Genomic DNA, 23,633 nt, shown 5'->3' on the forward strand with positions numbered 1-23,633 from the left:
AAATAAACCCATAATAAACTGTTAAAATTCTTTATATAAAGCATTTACAGCTATTCAAAGATTACTTAACATTAAAAAAATCTTACTTTAGAAACTCTATATTCCTTTTTAATCCAGCAAATTTTGTACGCTTAACCGCAGATTTTTGAAATACTTTTTTGAAGGTGTCCTCAGTAATTTCTTCCCAGTCTTTTTTAGTCATCGAGAGTAATTCTGGATGCGGATTGAATAGCGGTTCATTATGAGCTTTAGAGAACCTATTCCATGGGCAAACATCTTGACAAACATCGCAACCAAACATCCAATCGTCCATTTTTCCCTTGAACGAATTCGGAAGGTTTTCCTTGAGTTCAATGGTTAAGTATGAAATGCATTTACTTCCATCTACAACGTATGGCTCAACAATAGCCTCCGTAGGGCAAGAATCTATACAAGCCGTGCAGCTACCACAATGGTCTGTAGTCGGCGAATCGTGCTCCAATTCTAAATCGATAATAAGTTCGGCTATAAAATAGAATGAGCCCACTTGCTGCGTTATTAAATTACTATGCTTGCCAACCCAGCCCAAACCTGACTTAGCGGCCCAAGCTTTATCTAAAACAGGTGCTGAATCTACAAATGCTCTACCACTTACTTCGCCTATTTCATCTTGAATAAAATGTAAAAGATGCTTTAATTTATCCTTTATTATATGATGGTAATCATGTCCATAGGCATACTTACTCAATTTAGGTGCGTTAGAATCTTGTTGAACTTTCGGAGGGAAATAGTTCAATAATAAAGATACAACACTTTTAGAATCTTCTACCAGTAAAGTGGGGTTTAGTCGCTTATCGAAATGATTTTCCATGTAGCGCATTTGCCCATTCATGTTTTTATTAAGATAATTTTCTAAGCGTGGTGCTTCTTCTTCTAAAAATTGAGCTTTGCTTATACCACAAGACAAAAAACCAAGGCGTTTGGCTTCGGCTTTAATGAGTTGAGTATACTTTTGTTTATTCACTTAATTTATGAAAACATCTAAACTACAATTAAGTTTTTATTTTACGTTTTATTTTTAATAAAAATTAATTGCACCCCATATCGATAGACGACTGAGAATCGGCATTTATAACACAACTACCACTTGGTAATGTTGTTGGTTGATACCGTTTTAAATTTGGATCGTATAAAGAGTTTTCTACAAATAACGTAATTAAATCAATTTCTTTTTCTGATAAATTTAAAGGTTGAAAAGCATCGTCTAATTGGTTTTCTAACACTTCTTTATTCTCATGTTTCGCTTCATTTTTGTAGCTAATAACATCTCTAACAGAAGAAAAACTACCACCATGCCCATAGAATCTTACATCTTTCAGGTTATATAACTGCGGAGTTTTAAATTTATAATCGTCTTCGCTATTTTTTGTAAAACCACCACGACCTTTTTTTGTTGTTTCATCTACAATTGTTAAAATACTCTCACCAGCTAAATCATTCATACCTAAAGCATGAAAACTCATTCCATTTAACCCAGGCCCTGAATGACAAGAGTAACATTGCCCTTTTCCGAAGAATAAAGTAGCACCTTCCAATTCATCATCCTCCATAGCCATTCCATCTCCACTTAACCATTTTTGAAATGGTGCTTCGTTTGATAACACCGTCCTTTCATAAGCCGCTATGGCCAAACCTGCCGTCAATTTATTATATCTTTCACTAACAGGAACATCAGGAAAAGCTTCATCAAACATCCCTTTATATGAGCAATTTAATATATAGTCTTCATCAATAGCCAACCGGTGTACATCCATACCAGCTATAGCCTGCGTCTCTACGCCTTCGAAACCTAAGTTATTAGTTGCAATTGGAGTACCATCTACCCAACTAGACTCAGTGCCTTGATTATAACCTGTTGCACCAAATTGACCATTCCATAGCATAACCTCTTGATAAGCGACATTTAAAATACTTGGGCTTCTAATTGGTTGCATATCCAATTCTGACTCTAGGTAATTGGGATTTTTGGAGCGTCCTTCACCTTTAGAACCAAAACCAATACCACCTTCACCTATACCCTGTAAAAGTCCACTTTGAAAACCAGCTGCAGCATGATGGCAACTAGCACAAGAGTAAGTATCTTTCCCTTGTTCCTTTGTAGAATTTTCAGCAATTATAGTTTCATGGAATAATAGTTTACCCAACTCAACTTTAGAAACTGTAATATTATTATTTATATCACCAGGAATAGTAATAAAATCATTGGAGGCAGGAAGCAATAAAGCAGCTTTTGACCCTGCTGTGGCATTAATTTGATTTTCTAAAACACTTTGTAACGGCATTTCAATATACTCATCATTATTTTTTGCACACGATGTAATAAAAATAAAAGTCGTTAAAATAGATAGACTTAATAGCGGTAAGTTCTTCATAATAATTTGATTGGGAGCCTAAATAATATTAAACCGCCCCAAACATAACTACAACTTAAACAACCTTACAAAAATTTTGTTAAAATTCTCATAAATTAGATAACATGCAAATGCCATAACGCAGAACGTTTTTATCTACACATAAACGAATGATAGTATATATTGTATATTAAATATTTAAAAAAGTCCGCCTTGAATTGGTCCCTTAACACGACCTAAATGTTTATACGCCTGTTCCGTAACTTCTCTTCCTCGCGGCGTACGCATAATAAAACCTTGCTGAATAAGAAAAGGCTCATAAACTTCTTCAATAGTTTCCGAGCTTTCACTAACTGCCGTTGCAATTGTAGATATACCAACCGGACCACCTTTAAACTTATCGATAATGGTAGTTAGTATTTTATTATCCATTTCATCTAAACCATGTGCATCCACATGCAACGCCTCTAGCGCATATTTAGCAATGGTAATATCAATACTACCATTACCCTTTATTTGAGCAAAATCTCTAACGCGACGTAACAGAGCATTGGCTATTCTAGGTGTACCACGACTACGACCTGCTATTTCAATAGCTGCTTCCATAGAGATAGGAACATCTAAAATACTTGCACTGCGTTGAACTATATTGGTAAGTAAATCTGTTTTGTAATATTGTAGTCTACTCTGAATACCAAAACGAGCTCTCATAGGTGCTGTAAGAAGCCCTGAACGCGTTGTAGCACCAACCAAAGTGAAAGGATTCAAATTAATCTGTACGGAGCGCGCATTTGGCCCTGTTTCAATCATGATATCAATTTTATAATCTTCCATGGCCGAGTATAAATACTCTTCAACAATTGGGCTTAATCGATGAATTTCATCTATAAACAGAACATCACGTTCGTCCAAATTAGTAAGCAAGCCCGCTAAATCACCTGGTTTATCCAACACCGGTCCAGAAGTTATTTTAATACCTACATTTAATTCGTTAGCCAAAATATTTGCTAAAGTTGTTTTCCCAAGACCTGGAGGTCCATGAAATAAAGCATGATCTAATGCTTCACCACGTTTATTAGCTGCTTGTACAAATATTTGAAGATTTTCTAGAACCTGATCCTGCCCCGTAAAATCATCAAATGACAGGGGCCTTAATTGTTTTTCAACATCTAATTCTTCAGGTGAAAAATGCTCGTCGCTAGGATCTAAATTTTCATTCATTAATCAAATATATTTTAAAGCTAAAGATAAGTTCCAAACGTGAATGAAACAATATAGCAAATATAAATAAAAAGCCTCTCCAAATTGGAAAGGCTTTTATTTATATAAATTTCTCTTTTAAGATATACCTTAAAAAAGGCAATAGTTTTTAGTGTTGTAGTTCCTCTTCACCCTCCATTAAAGGCACATCTTGAGGTACAAAATCTACATCATGACCCGGTTTACTGTAATCGTAAGCCCAACGGTGTACATGAGGAATATCTCCTGGCCAGTTTCCATGAATATGTTCCACAGGCGTTGTCCATTCTAAAGTAGTAGATTTCCAAGGATTTTGAGTTGCTTTTTTCCCATAATACATACTTACGAAGAAGTTGTATAGGTAAATTAATTGAACAACACCACCAACTAAAGCGAAAATTGTAATCACTACATTTACATTGGCTAAATCATCAAACAATGGAAAGTTCGAGTTTGTATAGTAACGACGTGGTAAACCTGCCATACCTATAAAATGCATTGGAAAAAACACTCCGTACGCACAAACAGCAGTTATCCAAAAGTGAATATAACCTAAATTCTTATTCAACATACGACCGTACATTTTTGGATACCAATGATAGATACCCGCAAACATACCGTAAAGAGCAGATATACCCATTACTAAGTGGAAGTGAGCTACTACAAAATATGTATCGTGAACATTTATATCTAACGCACTATCTCCTAAAATAATACCCGTTAAACCACCAGTAATGAAAGTTGAGACAAAACCGATTGAAAATAACATAGCTGGGTTCATCTGTAAATTACCTTTCCATAATGTTGTTATCCAGTTGAACGCCTTTACAGCAGAAGGAATAGCAATCAATAAAGTTGTGAATGTAAATACAGATCCTAAGAAAGGATTCATTCCTGAAATAAACATATGGTGTCCCCAAACAATTGTTGAAAGGAAAGCAATAGCCAGAATTGATGCAATCATCGCACGGTAACCAAAAATTGGTTTACGCGAATTAGAAGCCATAATTTCGGATACTAATCCCATTGCTGGTAAAATTACTATATATACCTCAGGGTGACCTAAGAACCAAAATAAGTGTTCAAATAATACCGGCGAACCACCTTGATAGTGTAATACTTCACCTTGAATAAATATATCTGATAAGAAGAATGATGTTCCAAAACTTCTATCCATAATTAATAACAAACAAGCAGATAATAAAACAGGGAAAGAAATTATCCCGATTACAGCGGTAATAAAAAACGCCCATATCGTTAAAGGTAATCTTGTCATTGACATTCCTTTTGTACGCAGGTTAATAACCGTTACAACGTAATTAAGAGATCCCATCAATGAAGATGCTATAAAAATTGCCATAGCAACTAACCATAAAGTCATTCCCATACCAGAACCACCTTGAGCCATTGGCAAAGCACTTAAAGGAGGGTAAATTGTCCAACCAGCTGCAGCAGGCCCTGCTTCAACAAATAATGAAATAACCATGATTACACATGATACAAAAAATAACCAATATGAAACCATGTTTAAAAAACCTGATGCCATATCACGAGCACCAATTTGCAGTGGAATTAACAAATTACTAAACGTACCACTTAATCCAGCAGTAAGTACAAAAAATACCATAATGGTACCATGAATAGTTACTAATGCCAAATAAATATCCGCGTCCATAACTCCTCCAGGAGCCCATTTACCTAATAACGCCTCAAATAATACATTTGGCTCCTCTGGCCATGCAATTTGCATACGAAACATTAAAGACATCAAAATTCCAATAATCCCCATAAACGTACCAGTTACAAGGTACTGCTTAGCGATCATTTTATGGTCTTGACTAAATATATATTTAGTAACAAACGTTTCTTTATGATGATGTCCGTGGTCGTCGTCGTGAGCGTGAGTATCTGCGTGTGCTGACATAATCTTATATCGTTTTTATCTTTTTAATTAGTTAATTAGAGAGTTTTTGAATTCTTTCTGCTCCTTAATCCAAGCATCATATTCTTCTTGTGTTTCTACAATAATTTTCATTTGCATATTGTAGTGCGATTTTCCACAAATTTTGTTACAAAGCAACAGGTAGTCAAATTCGTAGCGCTCTAAAGCCTCTTCACCTTTGGCTATTAAAGCTTTACTTTTCTCAACTCTTATCTCGTTAATATTTGTAACTTTCTCTTGCATTTGTTCCGTTTGACGCATATCAACAGTAGTTACTGTCGGTGTAAATCCAAACTGAGTTATCATACCAGGAACACAGTTCATTTGTGCTCTAAAATGAGGCATGTATGCTGAGTGTAATACATCTTGTGAACGCATTTTAAATAACACTGGCTTCCCAACAGGTAGATGCAACTCTGTAGTAATAATATCATCCTGTGCATTTGGGTCAGCTTCGTCCAAACCTAAAATATTAGCTCTGTCTATATCAATTAAACGTACGTTAGCTTTACCTAAAGTATTATCCGCTCCAGAATATCTCGCCTTCCAGTTAAACTGTTGTGCATACAATTCAATTACTAAAGGATCATCACTTTCGTCAACACTAGTAATATTAATCCAAGTACTTAATCCATATATAATTAAACCCGCTAAAACAATTACAGGAATAATAGTCCATATAAACTCTAACTTGTTATTATCAGCAAAGAATAATGCTTTCTTACCTTTTTCACCCTTATACTTAAAAGCGAAGTAGTGAAGTAAAAACTGAGTTACAGTTTGTACAAAGAAAATAAGCACCATTGAAATCACCATTAAGTTATCAATGATTGGGCCATGCGCAGAAGCAGAATTTGACATTAATGGCAAATCTCCCCATTTAACAAAACATACAACGGTAATGATATAAATGAAAGCTAAAAAGCCCATCATTAAATATGCATTCATTGTGTTGTCTTTGTCTGTGGCAACAGCACTGTTTTCACCTTTAGCCTGAGCTAAATCGAAAATTTTAACCATTTGCCATATGGCAACTAAAATAAATACTAAAACTATAATTGTTAATAAAGCAGTCATTGGTATCGTTCGTCTTTATTTATTTCTAAATTAATAATGAAAATCTTCACTTTCTTTTCTAAAAGGATAACCTTTTACTAATAGTGGTGCTTTGGTTAAAGCCGTGAATACCACAAATATAAACAACCCAGCAAATAACATGATAGAAGCTAGCTCAGGAATCCCAATAAACCATCTATCTCCCACTGTTGCAGGCATAATCATATTGAAAATATCTATATAATGCCCAAATAATATAACCAATCCAGTCATAACAACAAACCATGGGATTCGTTTGTAATCTGCATTCATTAAAAGTAATAATGGGAATAAAAAATTAAGTACAACCATACCTAGGAAAGGCAATTGATAATCTTGGAAACGCGTTACAAAATACGTTACCTCTTCAGGTATATTTGAATACCAAATTAACATGAATTGAGAGAACCATAAATAAGTCCAGAAAATACTAATCGCAAACATAAATTTCGCAACATCATGTAAATGGTTTTCGTTTACAAATTCTAAAAAGCCTTTAGCTTTTAAGTAAATAGTGATTAACGCTATTACAGTAATTCCACTTACAAACATACTTGCAAATACATACCATCCAAACAACGTTGAGAACCAGTGCGGATCAACACTCATAATCCAATCCCAAGACATTATAGATTCCGAATAAATAAAGAATACTAAGAATGCCGCAGAAATACGGAAAGACTTTTTAAAGTTACTGTTATCTTCGGCTGTATCTTGCGCAATAGAAAATTTACGTGCAAAGTGACGGTATAAACTCCATCCTGCAATGAAAATTAAACCTCTTACAGCAAACCAACCAATATTTAACCAGCTAGATTTTCCATCAATTAATTTATCGTAATGATGACTTTCTGGGTTAGTTACCTCAGGATTCATCCACATAAAAATATTATAATGCCCTATTGTACCAGAAGCTACTGCTATTGCAAGAACAATTAATGCTCCAGGTAACAAGTAAGCTGTAATACCTTCCATTACTCTAAATAATACTGGTGACCATCCTGCTTGAGCAGCAATTTGAATAGCATAAAAAGCTAAAACTCCCAAAGCTATCATCATAAAGAAAAATGCCGCCACATATAATGCAGACCAAGGTCTATTGGCTATTTGGTGTTGCACGTGCTCAATATGCTCTTTATGCGCATCAACCTGATGTTCTCCAGATTTAGCATGAGCCGTCTCGCCATGTGCGTTTTCTTCTGCATGTGCATCATGAGCTGGTGCCGCGTGAGCTACTTCCTCACCATGTCCTCCACCGTGATGCGCTTCTTCTGCTATTAAGGTTTCAACCTCTTCAAAAGATAAATGAGATGTAAAAAAACCATAACCAACTCCTATTGCTCCTAAAAGCATTAGAATGAAAGAGAATGTCTTTAATTTATTTGAAAATGTGTACATATCTATAATAATCTTATCAATCTTACTTTTCTAAATCTGCCTTCAAGGTTAAAACATAGTCAACTACTTGCCAGCGTTCCTCTTCGTTAATTTGGTTAGCATACGATCCCATCGCATTTTTACCATAATAAATTGTATGATAAATACTTCCAGCATTTATTGCTCTACCAGCGTCATCATAACTTGGTATACCCAAGATTTTTTCACGCTTTACTAAGTTTCCTTGTCCGTTACCTTTTGTACCATGACAGATTCCACAGTAAATATTGTATAACTCTTTTCCTCTTTCAGCGTCGATATCTTCTGCTCTTAAAGGACTTTTCAATGTAGCTTTAGCTAGCTCATATCCAGCTGTAGAATTTTCAATATCAAAAGGTACATGTCCTCTTGCTACCGAACCTTCAACAGGTATTTGAGCCTCTACTCCATCCTTAAAAGCCGCTTCACCATAAGTTTCATAACCAGCAGATTCATACATATTTGGCATGAACTGATAATTAGGTGCTGTATCTTTTTTACAAGAAACAGCAAGTAAGACAACTGCAATTACTAATATTTTAATTAAGCTTTTCATACTTTAAATTAATGTGCTTTATCAACTAAATTAATTTCTACTGCTCCTGTTCCTGCTAATAAATCCTGTAGCTCCTTTTCATTTCCATTAACAGCAATTTCCATTAAGAAATGATCATCTGTTGTTCTTGGATCAGGGTTTTCTGCATTTTTAAATGGCCACATTCTACTTCTTAAGTAAAAAGTAAGTACCATTAAGTGTGCTGAGAAAAACACCGTAAGTTCGAACATAATTGGTACGAAAGCAGGCATATTTTCAATATAGCTAAAACTAGGCTTACCACCGATGTTTTGAGGCCAATCTTCAATCATAATGAAATTCATCATAACCGTTGCTACAGTTAAACCAATTAAACCATAAATGAACGCTGTAATAGCGATACGTGTAGGCGCTAATCCCATGGCTTTGTCTAGTCCGTGAACTGGAAAAGGCGTATATATTTCTTCGATGTGAAATCTCTCTGCCTTAACTTTTTTAACAGCAGACATTAATACATCATCATCTGTATAAATAGCGTGAATAACTTTTGAAGCTTCCATTGACTATATTTAGTTTATTAAATTTTTAGCTTGTCCTGACCAATCATCACGTTCTGCTCTTCCTGGGAAAGAACCTGTAATTGAATCTAACAAGTCATACTCATTTTTTGTCATCTTACTAACCTGAAGGAATGTATAAATACCAATACTATTTAATACTTCTTCCATTTTAGGGCCAATACCATTAACTTTCTTCAAGTCATCGGCTGTTTGAGTATTAGCGTCAAAAGCCCCAATACTACCTAATAGGTTATTAACCTTTTCAGAAGTATCTTCCTGAACCGCTTCAACAGGTGGTTCAATAACAACTTCAGTCTTTACTACTGGACCAGATGTTCTAGCATCAGCACCTGTTCCTGCTAAACTATCACCTCTTTCTCTAATGTTCTTGTAACGTTCACCAGAAGATTTCAAAATAGTTTTAACCTCTGCTTGCGCAATTACAGGGAATGTTCTTGAATATAATAAGAATAATACAAAGAAGAATCCAATAGTTCCTACGAATATTCCAATATCAACAAATGTTGGTGAAAACATTGTCCATGATGATGGTAAGTAATCTCTATGCAACGATGTTACAATAATTACAAAACGTTCGAACCACATTCCTATGTTTACAACAATAGAGATAAAGAAAGAGAACATAATACTTGTTCTAAGTTTTTTAAACCACATAAACTGTGGCGAGAATACGTTACAAGACATCATTGCCCAATATGCCCACCAGTAAGGTCCAGTTGCTCTGTTTAAGAACGCATATTGTTCGTACTCTACACCTGAATACCATGCAATAAATAACTCAGTAATATATGCTACACCAACGATAGAACCCGTAATCATAATTACAATGTTCATTAATTCGATGTGTTGTACTGTAATATAATCTTCAAGGTTACATACCTTTCTCATAATAATAAGAAGGGTATTTACCATAGCAAATCCAGAGAATACCGCACCAGCGACAAAGTATGGCGGAAAAATGGTAGTATGCCACCCTGGTATAACCGATGTGGCAAAATCGAAAGATACAATAGTATGTACAGAAAGTACTAACGGCGTTGCTAAACCAGCAAGTACCAAAGATACTTCTTCAAAACGTTGCCAATCTTTTGCTCTACCAGACCAACCGAAACTTAATAAAGCGTAAATTTTCTTTTGAAAAGGCTTTACTGCACGATCCCTTAGCATAGCAAAATCAGGAAGTAAACCTGTCCACCAGAACACTAATGATACTGATAAGTACGTAGAGATTGCAAATACATCCCAAAGTAACGGAGAGTTAAAGTTAACCCATAATGAACCAAATTGATTCGGTATAGGTAACACCCAATATCCTAACCATGGACGACCCATGTGAATTACAGGGAATAAACCTGCCTGTACAACAGAGAAAATAGTCATCGCTTCCGCAGAACGGTTAATGGCCATTCTCCATTTTTGACGGAACAATAATAGTACTGCAGAAATAAGTGTTCCTGCGTGACCAATACCAACCCACCAAACGAAGTTAGTAATATCCCAAGCCCAACCTACGGTTTTGTTCAAACCCCAAGTTCCAATACCTGTTGAAATGGTATAAATAATACATCCTATACCCCAAAGGAAAGCTGCTAATGCTATAGAAAAAACTATCCACCATTGCTTATTTGCTTTTCCTTCTACAGGCTTGGCCACATCCACAGTAACATCATGGTATGATTTTTCGCCTGTAACTAAAGGTCTTCTAATAGGTGCTTCGTAATGAGACGCCATAATTATATAATTGATTCTTTAATTAGATTTATGCTTCGGTTGTATTTCTCACTTTTGTATGATATTGCACATTAGGCTTTGTGCCAACGTGTTCTAACAAGTGATACATACGGTTATCTTCTTTAAGTTTTGCAACTTGACTTTCTTCATCATTGATATCTCCAAATACCATTGCACCACTACTACAAGCAGCAGAACAAGCTGTTTGGAACTCACCATCTTTAATAACACGTCCATCACGTTTAGCATCAAGAATAGTTTTTTGTGTCATTTGTATACACATAGAACATTTTTCCATAACACCACGAGAACGTACTACAACATCTGGATTTAATACCATACGTCCTAAATCATCATTCATATGATAATCGAACTCATCGTTTCCATTATATAAGAACCAGTTAAAACGACGCACTTTATAAGGGCAGTTGTTAGCACAATATCTTGTACCTACACAACGGTTATAAGCCATGTGGTTTTGACCCTGACGACCGTGTGATGTTGCTGCCACAGGGCATACAGTTTCACAAGGTGCGTGGTTACAATGTTGACACATGATTGGTTGGAAAGCGACTTGAGGATTCTCTGAAGGATGCTCCATTTCACCAAACTCACTTAATGAACTTCCTAAACCAGAAATATTCTCTTTCTTTTCGTTATCACCATCAAAAGATTCTTCTGACGAATAATATCTATCGATACGTAACCAGTGCATATCGCGACTTCTACGTACCTCAGACTTACCAACTACTGGTACATTGTTTTCTGCATGACAAGCTATAACACATGCCCCACAACCTGTACAAGAATTTAAGTCTATAGATAAGTTGAAGTGATGACCAATAGAACGATCAAACTCATCCCATAAATCAACTTTCGGATCTGTAACAGCAGTTTCTTTATGATTTAAAGAAACCATAGCCATAGGGTTCCACTCTTGTTTATCTTTAGTATTAAATATTTCTAAAGAAGTTTCTTTAATAATATCTCCACGCCCCATTAAAGTATTGTGCAATTGTACTGAAGCAAATTCATGCTCACCAGCTGCAGCCTCAACAGTTACGTTTTGTACTGTATTGAAGTTATGATAGAAAGCAAAGGCATTTACACCTGTTTGCATCTCTTCTTTTAATCCTTTTGTTTTACCGTAACCAAAAGATAATCCAACAGAACCTTTAGCTTGTCCTGGTTGTATTAAAACTGGTATAGTTAAACTGACACCATTAACAGTCACATTTGCATAACTACCATTTAACGCGCCATTGGCAACGTGCTTGTTCATTAAACCTAATGCTTCCGCATCAGCTTTAGAAACTGTTAAATAGTTATCCCAAGATGTTCTAGTAATTGGATCTGGAAACTCTTGTAACCATGGGTTGTTGGCTTGTTGCCCATCTCCCATACCTACTTTTGTATATAGTGATAATTCTAATCCGTTTGAAGTAGCAGAAGACACTAAAGCTTTCGCTGCAGCTACACCTCCAATTACAGAAACTCCATTAACACTATTACTAGTATTTACCGTTGAAGTAGATGTTGTTGTAATGTATTCATCTTTATCTTCCTTTTTAATACCAACTCCTACAGCTACATCATGAATAAGTCCACCAACCAAAGTTCGATCTTTCTTATCCTTTAATTCTGTTGTTGATGTTGATACCGTTTTAGTTGAAGCTTCATTTAAACCTCCAATAGAAGAACCGTATACAAAAACACCATCGTGTAATGCTTGATTGAACGAATTCCCACCTAATACGCTAGAATTCCAATTGTTCTTAATATAATCGTGAAAAGTATCTTCATTACCTGTCCATTTTAATAAAGCATCTTGAAACTGACGCGTATCAAATAATGGGCGGATAGTGGGTTGCATTAAAGAATAATGACCTTTTTTGATTTCAACATCTCCCCAAGACTCTAAGTAATGTGGCGCTGCCGCTATATATTCTGTTTGAGTTGAAGTCTCATCTTCCTTTAAAGAAAAAGCGATTGACAATTCAACGTTCTTTAATCCTTCTGAAAAGTCTGAAGCGTTTGCTAAGCTATAAACCGGATTAACCCCGCTCATGATAACCGCACCAACTTTCCCAGCTTTCATATCTGCGACTAATTTAGTCACTGCTTTATCGCTACCTTGTCTAGTCTTTATTGGAGTACTAGGATCGAAAGCTTTACTCTGTAATGCTGCGTTTATTTCTAAAGCAATAGTTTGAGCATTCACATCTTGAATGCCAGTAATTACAACAGCGTTACTTCCTGCCTTCTTAATTTGAGATGCTGCATTTTTAACAGCTTCGTCAATTTTCGCAGGCAATGTTCCAGAAACAGAACCTCCAACAACATAACTATATAATTTAGCTAAAGCTATTTTTTGTTCTGATGGAGTTAATGGCACACGCTTATCAGCATTTGCACCAGTAAGAGACATATTCGATTCAAACTGAATATGACGAGACATTTTACCGTGATTAGGCACTTTGTTTTTCGCATATCCTGAATCAAAACCTCCACCTTGCCAATCTCCTAAGAAATCAGCTCCAATAGAAACGATAGTCATTGCTTTAGAAAAATCGTAATTTGCTAACCCGCGCTCACCATATTTAGCTTGGTAAGCATCAAGAGCAGCAGATTCTGATATTGCATCATAAACCACGTGGTTTACATTGCCATACTTATTTTTAAACTCAGAGATTAACTTATCAGTAGAAGGACTAGCAAAAGTTTGTGTTAACAACACAATATTCTTGTTTGCCGCAGCTAACTCTGTTAATTTCTTAGTTGTTTCATTATCAAATGTATCCCAAGAAATAGAACCTCCAGCCTTTTTGGGACCTTGAACTCTTAAACTATCATACAATCCCAATACAGAAGCATTAACTCTTGCGTTAGCACTACCATTGGTAGAAGCCATCACATTATTCTGAATTTTAATTGGACGACCCTCACGAGTTTTTACTAAAACACTAGCAAAATCAAAACCATTCGCTATAGTAGTTGCGTAATAGTTAGCAACACCAGGAATAATTTCTGTTGGTTGTACTACATAAGGTATCGACTTTTTAACAGGACCCTCACAAGCAGCTAAAGTAGCAGCAGCTGTACTAAACCCAACATACTTTAAGAAATCGCGACGCGTTGTAGAGCTTTCTTCTAATGTATCTTTATCTCCTAAAAATTCATCAGTAGGAATTTCAGCTACAAACTCGTTTTGTTTAAGCGTCTCAACAATAGAGCTATTTTCGTTTAGCTCTTCAACACTTTTCCAGTATTTCTTGTTTGATGACATATTATATAATTGAATTACTTCTTATTAATTTTTTAAAAATCTCTGCCTTAGCAGAAAAGAAAAACTGTTTTTTTAGTAGTGACACTTACCACATTCTAACCCGCCCATTTGAGCAGCTGTTAACTTATCCACGCCATACTTCTTAGATAATTCATCATGAATTTTAGTATAGTAAGCATTGTCTTTAACGTTAACATCTGTTTCTCTGTGACAATTGATACACCAGCCCATTGTTAAAGGAGCATGTTGATAAACAACTTCCATTTCTTCAACAGGACCATGGCATGTTTGACACTCAACACCTGCAACTGTTACGTGTTGCGAGTGGTTAAAGTATGCAAAATCTGGCAAATTGTGAATACGAACCCATTTTACTGGACTAGATTCACCTGTATATTTTTGCTCAGCATCATCCCATCCTGCAGCAGCGTATAATTTTTTGATTTCACCATCGTAAAAATCTTTAGAGTACTCCGGAGTTGTTTCGCCGTTGTATTCGTAAATAGATTTATGACAGTTCATACAAACATTTAATGAAGGAATACCTGAAGTTTTACTAACCCTAGCAGAAGAATGACAGTATTTACAATCTACACCGTTATCACCAGCATGTATTTTGTGCGAGAAATGAATAGGTTGTACAGGTTGATATCCTTGATCTACCCCTATCTGAGATAAATAACCATAAACAAAATAAGCACTCGATAGTAAAAAGAAGATGGTAACCACCATTACCAAAAATTGGTTTTGTACAAATGCCTTCCAAATTGGAGTTCTTTGTGAGTCTTCTGGCAATTCTATATTCGAGGCTACGGCATAACGACGTAATGTTTTATTTACTAAATATAAACCAGCAGCTAAAAGCATAAACAAAATAGCCAATGCTCCTAAAATAATTTCATTTGAAATTCCTCCTGATGATTCTGATGCTTGAGTAACAACCGCTCCACCTGCAGGTGCAACTGGCGCTTTCTTTTCTTCAGCAGTGTATGCCAAAATGTTGCTGATATCATCATCGGATAATTGTGGGAAAGCCGTCATGGCAGCACCACCATACTCGTTGTAAACCTTATTCGCATAAGAGTCTCCTGATTTAATAAGCCCTGAACTGTTACGAATCCATGCTTGAATCCAGTCACGATCTAAACCTTGCTCGTCAGACAAACGCGCCTCTACATTACGTAAAGCCGGACCGGTCATTTTCTTGTCTAATTGATGACAAGCCGCACAATTGGCATTGAATAAAGATTTTCCTTTCGCTGGATCGCCTTCCTGAGCAGAAAGGACTGATGTAAACGCTAATAAAATAATTAAGCTGAAACTAAGAGTGTTTTTACTTAATATACGGTGAATCACCTGTCTCATATTGTTGGTTAAATTAACTTCTAAACTTTGGTATGATTTTTTCATTACTAATAATTGAAAAAAAATACAGTTAAAAAAATCTCTCGCAAAAGTAATATTAAAAGTCGATTTTAGAAATGATAGCGCAGGTATAATTGATAATTTAGAGAGATTCTAAATAAAGAAAACAACTAATAATTTGATTGCAACGTATATCTTTGCACAAAATAATTTGAAAATGAACCCATTGAAAACAAAATTAACTTTGTTACCCCTTTTAGCACTGTTGCTTACATCTGCAATAAGTTTTTCACAAGAAGGCCATGTTTCTATAAATCAAGACCAAAACATTGCTGTTTTACTAGATTTAAAAAAGGAAATGAACAAAAACGAACATGATTCCGATCGTTACAAAATACAAATCTACTCTGGAAATCGCTCTGCTGCTCAAAACGCAAAAGCCGATTTTAACCAATCGTTCTCAGAATGGAATCCGACTATAGAATATGAAACACCAAATTTTAAAATTTGGGCGGGTAACTTTAGCACACGTTTAGAAGCAGATCGGGCTCTTAAAAAAATTAAGAAAAAATTTCCGAGTGCTTTTATTTTTAAACCTAAGAAAGAGAAAAAATAAAACTATTACATGTTTCAAACCCCATAAACTAAGTTGTCTATTTTCGCAAATACGACAACTTTTTTTATTTCATCTATTTTTTCTTCCATAGCTTCATGATTTAAAAAAAGCTCACTAAACCCAATGATATCTTGAGACAAGGCTTTTTTAAATTTAAAATATGGATGGCCTTCCGTAGAAGTAAGACGAAGATAATATTTATTGTTTACAGCCTGTTGCCTAAATAATTGAAGTTTCCTTAAACAAATAAACTTTGAAGAAAATCCTGTGCTTATAAAACTAATATGCTTAGCATCAGTTTTTAAAAAAAACCGATACAAACCATTGTTATCTGTATAAATTTTGAAAAGTGCCATTTTGAGAGAATTAAACTATAACGTTTAATATTAGACACTTAAACCGAAATAAAGTCACAAATTAATACAAGTCACAACCCATTAAAACGTACTGAGTTACTTTAGAACCTGTAAAGAAATTCGTGAAATATAATAATTGGTATTAACTTTCCGGAGCAAGCTCTACTTCCAAACCTTCCATTTCGGGCGTCATTTGTATCTGACAACCTAAACGACTGTTATCCTTAACGTCAAAAGCTTCAGATAGCATTGCTTCTTCGTCATCACCCATTTCAGGTAATTCTGTATCACTTAAAACATAACATTGGCAAGAAGCACACATAGCCATACCGCCACAAACACCTATAGTTCCTTCTGGCGCCAATTCGTAAGAACGAACAACCTCCATTAAATTCATTGCCATATCTGTTGGAGCAACAATTTCGTGTTTTACACCGTCTCTATCTGTGATTTTAATATTTATGTCTTGCATGGTACTATTTTGTAATTCAATTAGTGATACGTCATAAGTCGTGCCACAAATTTAAGTTTTGTGTCTTTAATTTTAATACTTTTCTAAGGGAAAATAGAAACGATTACAAAAAAATAAAGAATCTTCAATTTTTTTAAATTGAAGATTCTTTATTTTTAAATTATATCGATATTAACCTATTAAACATCAATATTTAGCACTTTTTCAATCTGTGGTGCATATTTTTTTATAGTCATCTCAACACCGGATTTTAGTGTCATTTGATTCACAGAACATCCTACACAAGCGCCTTGCAATTGTACTTTTACCAAAGTATCATTATCTTCAATAGATAATAATGAAATATCGCCGCCATCACTTTGTAAAAACGGACGAATTTCTTCTAATGCTTTTTCAACATTTAATCTTACTTCTTCGCTGGTCATATCTTATTTTTTTACGGCAGAACATCCAGCCATTGTTGTAATTTTAATTGCTTCTGTAGGAGGTAAATCGTCATTTCTTCTAACAACTTCCTGCACTACATTTTGCGTTAATTTTTCAAAGGCTTGCTCTAAAGGAGTTCCTTTTTGCATAGCCGCAGGGCGTCCAACATCACCGGCTTCACGAATACTTTGCACCAATGGAAGTTCTCCCAAAAATGGTACATTTAAATCTTCTGCCAAGTTTTTAGCTCCTTCTTTTCCGAAGATAAAATATTTGTCATCTGGTAATTCTGCGGGAGTAAAGTACGCCATATTTTCAATAATACCTAAAACAGGAACATTTATGCTTTCTTGTTGAAACATAGCTACACCTTTTTTAGCATCTGCCAAAGCCACATTTTGAGGAGTACTCACCACAACGGCCCCAGTAATTGGTAGCGATTGCATTAAACTTAAATGAATATCTCCGGTTCCTGGAGGTAAATCCAAAAGTAAAAAATCTAAATCGCCCCAATGTGCATCAAAAATCATTTGATTTAGCGCTTTTGCTGCCATTGGACCTCTCCAAACAACAGCTTGATCAGGTTGTGTAAAGAAACCAATAGACAACACTTTAACCCCATAATTCTCAACAGGCTTCATTTTCGATTTACCTTCAACATTTACTGCCAAAGGTTTTTCGTTAGCCACGTCGAACATAATTGGAATAGATGGTCCATAAATATCAGCATCTAAAATACCAACTTTAAAACCCATTTTTGCAAGAGTTACAGCTAAGTTTGCAGTAACTGTAGATTTACCTACACCACCCTTACCGGAAGCAATTGCTACTATATTTTGAATTCCAGGAACTGGTTTTCCTTTTATTACATTCGCTTTTGGCTTAGCAGGCGCGTCTACTTTTACATTAACCGTGATTTTGGCTTTTTCGTAAACGTGCTCGTGTATCGTTTTTAAAACATCAACTTCCGTTCGTTTTTTTGCTTGTAAACTTGGGTTATTAATCGTGATATCTACAATAACTTCATCTCCAAAAGTTACCACATTTTTTACGGCTCCACTTTCCACCATATTTTGTCCTTCACCAGGAACAGTAATAGTTTCAAGTGCTTTTAATATATCTTGTTTGTTTAATTTCATTGCTTGTGTAATAATATTGGTAGCCGGCATATTTGACCACCACTTAATTGAGAATAATTATAATTTACAAAGATAAATAATATCGATGGAAGTGGGAAGACCTAAGTTAGAAGTTTTACTTATGTTATGATTGAAAATAGTTATTATCAAGAAATGGAATAAAAACAGGATGTTTTGAGCTGAAAATTAACGCATTTATCTTCGCCTACATGGTTTATCACACTGCTATTTAAGGCTACTTCCTCTAAAATCACAAAGGTTACAGGTATTCTGAAGGATCCCAATAAACAAGGTCTAAATTCTGAATTTGATTATCAACCACTTCAATTCCTTCGCTTTCCAAAAGCTGTTGCATGAGGTTTGTTCCATCAAAATGATGCTTACCAGTGAGTAAACCCTTTCTATTCACCACACGATGAGCAGGAACATCTTTCCCGTGAGAACCGTTCATGGCATAGCCAACCATTCTAGCACTTTTTGCAGCACCTAAATATTTGGCAATAGCGCCATAACTAGTAACACGACCAAATGGAATTTGCTTAGCAACCTCATAAACTTTATCAAAAAAATTAAGTGTTTCCGGCTTCATATTTATATTTCCCTAATAATATTTATTAACGTTACTACAGCGATAACACCAGTAATACCACCTATAATACGGTTCATGTTTTTTTGAGATGTGAGTGTTTTACTCTTTATTTTATCAAAAAAGAAAATATACATATACAAAGTAACAAAAGTACCCATAGCTGCACCAGCGACATAAGATATAATACTTGTTTCGCTAAAATCTAACCAACCAAAAGACGCCAAAGTAATGGTCATGTAAGCCTGGTAAGGTATTGGAAACACATTAATTCCGGATAAAAATAATCCTTGAAAAAAACGGCTCCCCTTACTTCTTATTTTAGGCTCTACCTGCTCTTTAGGTTCGGACTTCGCAATAAATAAAAAATAGATACTAATTAAAACAAAAATAACAAAAGCTACACGCTGCAGGACATCAATTACATCGTGATTTTTACTCAAATAACGAGCAAAAACAGCAGCAATAGAGGTTTGAATAACTACAACTACACAGGCGCCAATAGAAAACATTATGCCGCGCACGTGCCCTTCTTTTAGACTAATTTTTGCAGCCGTCATGTTTAGTAATCCTGGCGGAATAACACCCACAAGCGCAAAAACCAACCCTAAAAAAAAGATAAAAGTAATGTTCAAAACTATTTAATTTTAAATTTAATATAGGTGATAGGCTTATTTTTCTCTAAATACTGGGACTCGTAAAAGGTTTGAATACTAGTAACCTCTTCTGGGCTACCTTCTTGTTTATAAACATTATGGTTGGCATACAACACCTCGTGACCTGCGCCGTGCAGCAAACCAAGCGTATAACCGTGCATAAATTCGCTATCGGTTTTTAAATTCATAACACCATCTGGTTTTAGAATTTGTTTGTAACGCTCTAAAAAAACAGCATTTGTCATGCGGTGTTTGGTACGTTTATACTTTATTTGCGGATCTGGGAATGTTATCCAAATTTCATCAACCTCATTGTTCGCAAAAGCATGATCGATAAGTTCTATTTGCGTGCGCAGAAAAGCCACATTAGGTATATTTTCTTCTATGGCTGTTTTTGCCCCTCTCCAAAACCTAGCACCTTTGATATCTACTCCAATAAAATTTTTATTAGGATATTTTTGCGCTAATGCAACCGAATATTCCCCTTTTCCACAGCCTAATTCAAGCACTAAAGGATTATCGTTTTTGAAAACCTTAGAACGCCATTCACCTTTTAGACTAAAAGTTGACTCTACCAATTCTTCTCTTGATGGTTGAAATACGTTGGAAAAAGTCTCGTTTTCTCTAAATCGTTTCAGTTTATTTTTACTACCCACAGTATATTAACTATTTGTTATTATTAGTTTTGAATTGGTAAAATTACGGAAATATACCCAAGTCTTTATATGCTTACCTTTGAATTTGCTTAAAAGTGCGTTAGGGATTGATGCGGCATCCTTTTTTTGTGCTAGATTACGTTTTAAAACAGATAGTAACCACTTAGGTTTTCTGTTGTTTAATAAAATGACTTAATTAAAAGTTCAAAAAAAGATATAGCGGAAAGCCCGACCCTTGTGGTAACGCCAAAATATTGCTTTTTATTTAGATATTTAATTGATGAAAAAACGAATTTTAGTCGCTCCTTTAAACTGGGGTTTAGGCCATGCAACACGATGTATGCCAATTATTAATGCGTTAATTTTAAATAATTTTGAGCCTATTATCGCCAGTGATGGCGTAGCTTTATCCTTATTAAAAAAAGAGTTTCCTGATTTAAAATGTATTGAATTGCCTTCGTACAATGTAACGTACGCAAAGAATGGCAAGCATTTTAAGTTAAAACTTATTAAGGATTCTCCAAAACTAATGAAGGCTATTAATGCTGAAAAAAAAGCTATTAAGCACCTCGTGGACTCCGAGAACATTTCTGGCATTATATCGGACAACCGCTTGGGTGTTAGAAGTAAAAAAATACCTTCTATTTTTATTACACATCAATTAAATGTTTTGAGTGGCAATACCACTTGGCTGAGCACTAAAATGCATCAAAAAATTATTAATAAGTTTGATGCTTGTTGGGTGCCAGACACACCAGGGGAAATTAACTTAAGTGGAAAACTGGGTCATGTTAAACACTTTGAAATTCCAACAACCTATATTGGGCCATTAAGTCGGTTCACAAAAAAAGAAACCAAAATCAAAAACGATTTAATGGTATTAATCTCTGGCCCTGAGCCACAACGCACTATGTTAGAAAAGCGTCTTTTAGAGGAATTAAAATATTATAAGGGTCGCGTAGTTTTTGTTAAAGGCCTTATGGAAAAAAAACAAACCAAGGAAATAAAAGGCAATTTGACGATTTATAATTTTATGACGTCTAACTTGTTAGAACAAGCCATAAACGAAAGCGAATTGATTGTTTCACGTTCGGGCTACACCACTGTGATGGATTTAGCTAAACTGAACAAAAAAGCATTTTTTATACCAACACCTGGCCAATTTGAGCAAGAATACTTAGCAGAACGACTTAGTGACATGCGGTTAGTTCCAACATGCTCGCAAGATGATTTTAATTTGAAAATGTTAGAAAACATTTCTGGTTATGCAGGTTTAAAGGCTTTTGACTACGAGGTTAATTTTAAAGACTTATTAAGCCTTTTCTAGGGTGAATGAGAACTCACTACCTACACTATACTCACTTTCTACATAAATTTTTTCGTGATGCGCTTCAATAATGTGCTTAACTATAGAAAGACCAAGTCCCGAACCTCCTTCTTTTCTTGACCCAGTTTTATCCACTCTATAAAAGCGCTCGAATAACCTTGGTAAATGTGATGTTGTGATACCTTCTCCGTTATCGGTTACCCTGACAATAATTTTGTTCTTTATTAAATTCTCGATACTGATTTCGGTAGTTCCTTTTTCGCTGCCATATTTAATAGAGTTAACTATAAGATTAATTAAAACCTGCTGTATACGCTCTTTATCAGCCTTTACAAAAATTGCTTTTTTGTAATTCAGATCGAAAGTTAGCGTAATTTTCTTTTTTGCTGCTTTCATTTCCAGCATATCGAAAATGGTTTTCACTAACTCTACAATATCAAAAGTTTCTATTTTAAGTCTTAAATCACCAACTTCCAATTTAGTAATCATATCCAAATCTTCAACGATATAACTTAATCGCTCAATCCCTTTGCTCGCGCGTTCTAGATATTTTTCGCGAATTTCTTTATTATCCATAGCACCATCGAGCAAAGTTAAAATATAACCTTGTACTGTAAACAACGGCGTTTTCAACTCGTGAGAGACATTGCCTAAAAACTCCTTTCGATATTGCTCCCTAACTTTAAGGGTTTCTATTTCTAATTTTTTATTTCGAGCAAACCTATCTATTTCTTGAGTAAGGGTATGCATATCGGTGGTTATAGCTCCTTTTGTAAGTTTTGCAGATTCTAACAAGGTTAAATCGTCGTATATTTTTTTTACGCGTCGGTAAATAAACCGCTCTACCCTGTATTGAATAACAACAAAACAAAAAATGTAGGTACTAAAAGCAAGCACTAATACTTCCCAAAACTCTATATTAGAGAAATAAAATAAAAAAACGCTCAATAAGAGCGTTATATATAAGGTAATATAAAACGAAGTGATTTTGGCAAATCGATACGATTTTTTAAACTTAGTTTCTTTCATTACAAATTACTCTACAAACTTATAACCTACACCTTTTACGGTTTTAAAACTTTTATCACCAAGTTTCTCGCGTAACTTTCTAATGTGTACATCAATAGTACGTCCGCCAACAACTACTTCATTACCCCAAACGGTATCTAAAATTTCGTCGCGTTTAAAAACTTTTCCTGGCTTAGATGCTAATAAGGATAATAATTCAAATTCTTTTCTTGGCAAAATAATTTCTTTCCCTTTAGAAGTAATTTTATATTCATCTCTATTAATAACCAATGATCCTATTTTCATGGTATCGGCAACATCTTCTTCTTTAAAACGACGTAAAAGCGCTTTTACCTTACTAACAAGAACTTTTGGCTTTATTGGCTTAGTAATATAATCGTCTGCACCAGCATCAAAACCTGCTACCTGACTGTAATCTTCACCACGAGCGGTTAGAAAAGTAACAATGGTATTTGATAAATCGGGATGCTTTCTAATTAATTCACAAGCTTCAATACCATCCATCTCAGGCATCATAACATCTAGAATTATTAATTGAGGTAATTCCTTTTTAGCAACCTTTACACCTTCCGCACCATTTTCAGCCTTAAGTACTTGGTAACCTTCACTAGCTAAATTGTAACCTACAATTTCTAAAATATCTGGTTCATCATCAACCAATAAAATTTTAATGTCTTTTTTTTTCATCTGTAAAAAAAATCTGTTTGTTGAGGTAAAGATAAAGCTAATAACATAATTTTATGAAATTACTAAATTTAATAACATTAAGGTAACAATCTATAAACAAATC

22 protein-coding genes are annotated in these 23,633 nt (G+C 34.9%); 2 read left to right on the forward strand and 20 right to left on the reverse strand.

Going from position 1 to position 23,633, the window contains the following annotated elements:
• Positions 1 to 82: 82 nt before the first annotated feature.
• The 11 genes from queG to ACJJV4_RS09660 all read right to left on the reverse strand — a co-directional run bounded on the left by queG (position 83) and on the right by ACJJV4_RS09660 (position 15,580).
• Positions 83 to 1,003: a tRNA epoxyqueuosine(34) reductase QueG gene (gene queG / locus ACJJV4_RS09610; RefSeq protein WP_405293830.1), complete on the reverse strand. Its 921-nt coding sequence runs from the start codon at positions 1,001 to 1,003 to the stop codon at positions 83 to 85.
• A gap of 64 nt (positions 1,004 to 1,067) precedes the next feature.
• The gene (locus tag ACJJV4_RS09615; protein WP_405293832.1) at positions 1,068 to 2,411 is read right to left on the reverse strand and encodes a cytochrome-c peroxidase; all 1,344 of its coding nucleotides are present in this window, start codon (positions 2,409 to 2,411) and stop codon (positions 1,068 to 1,070) included.
• Positions 2,412 to 2,588: 177 nt separating this feature from the next.
• The gene (gene ruvB / locus ACJJV4_RS09620; RefSeq protein WP_405293834.1) at positions 2,589 to 3,611 is read right to left on the reverse strand and encodes a Holliday junction branch migration DNA helicase RuvB; all 1,023 of its coding nucleotides are present in this window, start codon (positions 3,609 to 3,611) and stop codon (positions 2,589 to 2,591) included.
• A 148-nt stretch (positions 3,612 to 3,759) separates the two neighbouring features.
• The gene (locus ACJJV4_RS09625) at positions 3,760 to 5,553 is read right to left on the reverse strand and encodes a cbb3-type cytochrome c oxidase subunit I (RefSeq protein ID WP_405293836.1); all 1,794 of its coding nucleotides are present in this window, start codon (positions 5,551 to 5,553) and stop codon (positions 3,760 to 3,762) included.
• A 27-nt stretch (positions 5,554 to 5,580) separates the two neighbouring features.
• Complete coding sequence (locus ACJJV4_RS09630) at positions 5,581 to 6,648, reverse strand: cytochrome c oxidase subunit II (RefSeq protein WP_405293838.1); 1,068 nt, start codon at positions 6,646 to 6,648, stop codon at positions 5,581 to 5,583.
• Between the two features lie 30 nt (positions 6,649 to 6,678).
• Complete coding sequence (locus ACJJV4_RS09635) at positions 6,679 to 8,064, reverse strand: quinol:cytochrome C oxidoreductase (protein WP_405293840.1); 1,386 nt, start codon at positions 8,062 to 8,064, stop codon at positions 6,679 to 6,681.
• 22 nt (positions 8,065 to 8,086) lie between these two features.
• Positions 8,087 to 8,638 (reverse strand): c-type cytochrome, encoded by a 552-nt coding sequence (locus tag ACJJV4_RS09640; protein WP_405293842.1) that lies wholly within the window; start codon positions 8,636 to 8,638, stop codon positions 8,087 to 8,089.
• Positions 8,639 to 8,646: 8 nt separating this feature from the next.
• The gene (locus tag ACJJV4_RS09645; RefSeq protein ID WP_405293844.1) at positions 8,647 to 9,177 is read right to left on the reverse strand and encodes a DUF3341 domain-containing protein; all 531 of its coding nucleotides are present in this window, start codon (positions 9,175 to 9,177) and stop codon (positions 8,647 to 8,649) included.
• A gap of 9 nt (positions 9,178 to 9,186) precedes the next feature.
• Positions 9,187 to 10,929, reverse strand: a complete 1,743-nt coding sequence (nrfD, locus tag ACJJV4_RS09650) for an NrfD/PsrC family molybdoenzyme membrane anchor subunit (RefSeq protein ID WP_405293846.1) — start codon at positions 10,927 to 10,929, stop codon at positions 9,187 to 9,189.
• 28 nt (positions 10,930 to 10,957) lie between these two features.
• On the reverse strand, positions 10,958 to 14,215 hold the full coding sequence (locus ACJJV4_RS09655) for a TAT-variant-translocated molybdopterin oxidoreductase (protein ID WP_405293848.1): 3,258 nt from the start codon (positions 14,213 to 14,215) through the stop codon (positions 10,958 to 10,960).
• A 72-nt stretch (positions 14,216 to 14,287) separates the two neighbouring features.
• A complete protein-coding gene (locus ACJJV4_RS09660) occupies positions 14,288 to 15,580 on the reverse strand; it encodes a c-type cytochrome (protein ID WP_405294166.1) in 1,293 nt (430 codons plus the stop codon).
• Between the two features lie 217 nt (positions 15,581 to 15,797).
• Here ACJJV4_RS09660 and ACJJV4_RS09665 point away from each other — a divergent pair, with 217 nt between their 5' ends.
• Complete coding sequence (locus ACJJV4_RS09665; protein WP_405293850.1) at positions 15,798 to 16,196, forward strand: SPOR domain-containing protein; 399 nt, start codon at positions 15,798 to 15,800, stop codon at positions 16,194 to 16,196.
• A gap of 14 nt (positions 16,197 to 16,210) precedes the next feature.
• Here the strand turns inward: ACJJV4_RS09665 and ACJJV4_RS09670 are convergent, their stop codons facing one another.
• From ACJJV4_RS09670 to trmB, 7 genes are all read right to left on the reverse strand, one after another.
• Positions 16,211 to 16,552, reverse strand: a complete 342-nt coding sequence (locus ACJJV4_RS09670; protein WP_405293852.1) for a hypothetical protein — start codon at positions 16,550 to 16,552, stop codon at positions 16,211 to 16,213.
• A gap of 142 nt (positions 16,553 to 16,694) precedes the next feature.
• Positions 16,695 to 17,024 carry a ferredoxin gene (locus tag ACJJV4_RS09675; protein ID WP_405293854.1) on the reverse strand — a complete coding sequence of 110 codons (330 nt, stop codon included), beginning with the start codon at positions 17,022 to 17,024 and terminating at the stop codon, positions 16,695 to 16,697.
• 179 nt (positions 17,025 to 17,203) lie between these two features.
• Entirely contained in the window at positions 17,204 to 17,449 is a 246-nt protein-coding gene (locus ACJJV4_RS09680; RefSeq protein ID WP_405293856.1) for a NifU family protein, read from the reverse strand.
• A gap of 3 nt (positions 17,450 to 17,452) precedes the next feature.
• A complete protein-coding gene (locus tag ACJJV4_RS09685) occupies positions 17,453 to 18,589 on the reverse strand; it encodes a P-loop NTPase (protein WP_405293858.1) in 1,137 nt (378 codons plus the stop codon).
• Between the two features lie 259 nt (positions 18,590 to 18,848).
• The gene (locus ACJJV4_RS09690) at positions 18,849 to 19,178 is read right to left on the reverse strand and encodes an MGMT family protein (RefSeq protein ID WP_405293860.1); all 330 of its coding nucleotides are present in this window, start codon (positions 19,176 to 19,178) and stop codon (positions 18,849 to 18,851) included.
• Between the two features lie 2 nt (positions 19,179 to 19,180).
• Positions 19,181 to 19,810: a LysE family translocator gene (locus ACJJV4_RS09695; protein WP_405293862.1), complete on the reverse strand. Its 630-nt coding sequence runs from the start codon at positions 19,808 to 19,810 to the stop codon at positions 19,181 to 19,183.
• Between the two features lie 2 nt (positions 19,811 to 19,812).
• On the reverse strand, positions 19,813 to 20,487 hold the full coding sequence (gene trmB / locus ACJJV4_RS09700) for a tRNA (guanosine(46)-N7)-methyltransferase TrmB (RefSeq protein WP_159019047.1): 675 nt from the start codon (positions 20,485 to 20,487) through the stop codon (positions 19,813 to 19,815).
• Positions 20,488 to 20,767: 280 nt separating this feature from the next.
• On the opposite strand from trmB, the gene ACJJV4_RS09705 reads away from it, so the two are divergent.
• Entirely contained in the window at positions 20,768 to 21,814 is a 1,047-nt protein-coding gene (locus ACJJV4_RS09705) for a glycosyltransferase (protein ID WP_405293865.1), read from the forward strand.
• Here ACJJV4_RS09705 and ACJJV4_RS09710 read toward each other — a convergent pair.
• Together ACJJV4_RS09710 and ACJJV4_RS09715 are read right to left on the reverse strand one after the other, a co-directional pair.
• Positions 21,800 to 22,843 carry a sensor histidine kinase gene (locus ACJJV4_RS09710; RefSeq protein WP_405293867.1) on the reverse strand — a complete coding sequence of 348 codons (1,044 nt, stop codon included), beginning with the start codon at positions 22,841 to 22,843 and terminating at the stop codon, positions 21,800 to 21,802. The genes ACJJV4_RS09705 and ACJJV4_RS09710 overlap by 15 nt on opposite strands.
• A gap of 6 nt (positions 22,844 to 22,849) precedes the next feature.
• Positions 22,850 to 23,530: a response regulator transcription factor gene (locus ACJJV4_RS09715; protein WP_405293869.1), complete on the reverse strand. Its 681-nt coding sequence runs from the start codon at positions 23,528 to 23,530 to the stop codon at positions 22,850 to 22,852.
• Between the last annotated feature and the right edge of the window lie 103 nt (positions 23,531 to 23,633).

The sequence above is a fragment of the Algibacter sp. Ld11 genome, assembly GCF_045066735.1.
Taxonomy (GTDB): Bacteria; Bacteroidota; Bacteroidia; order Flavobacteriales; family Flavobacteriaceae; genus Algibacter.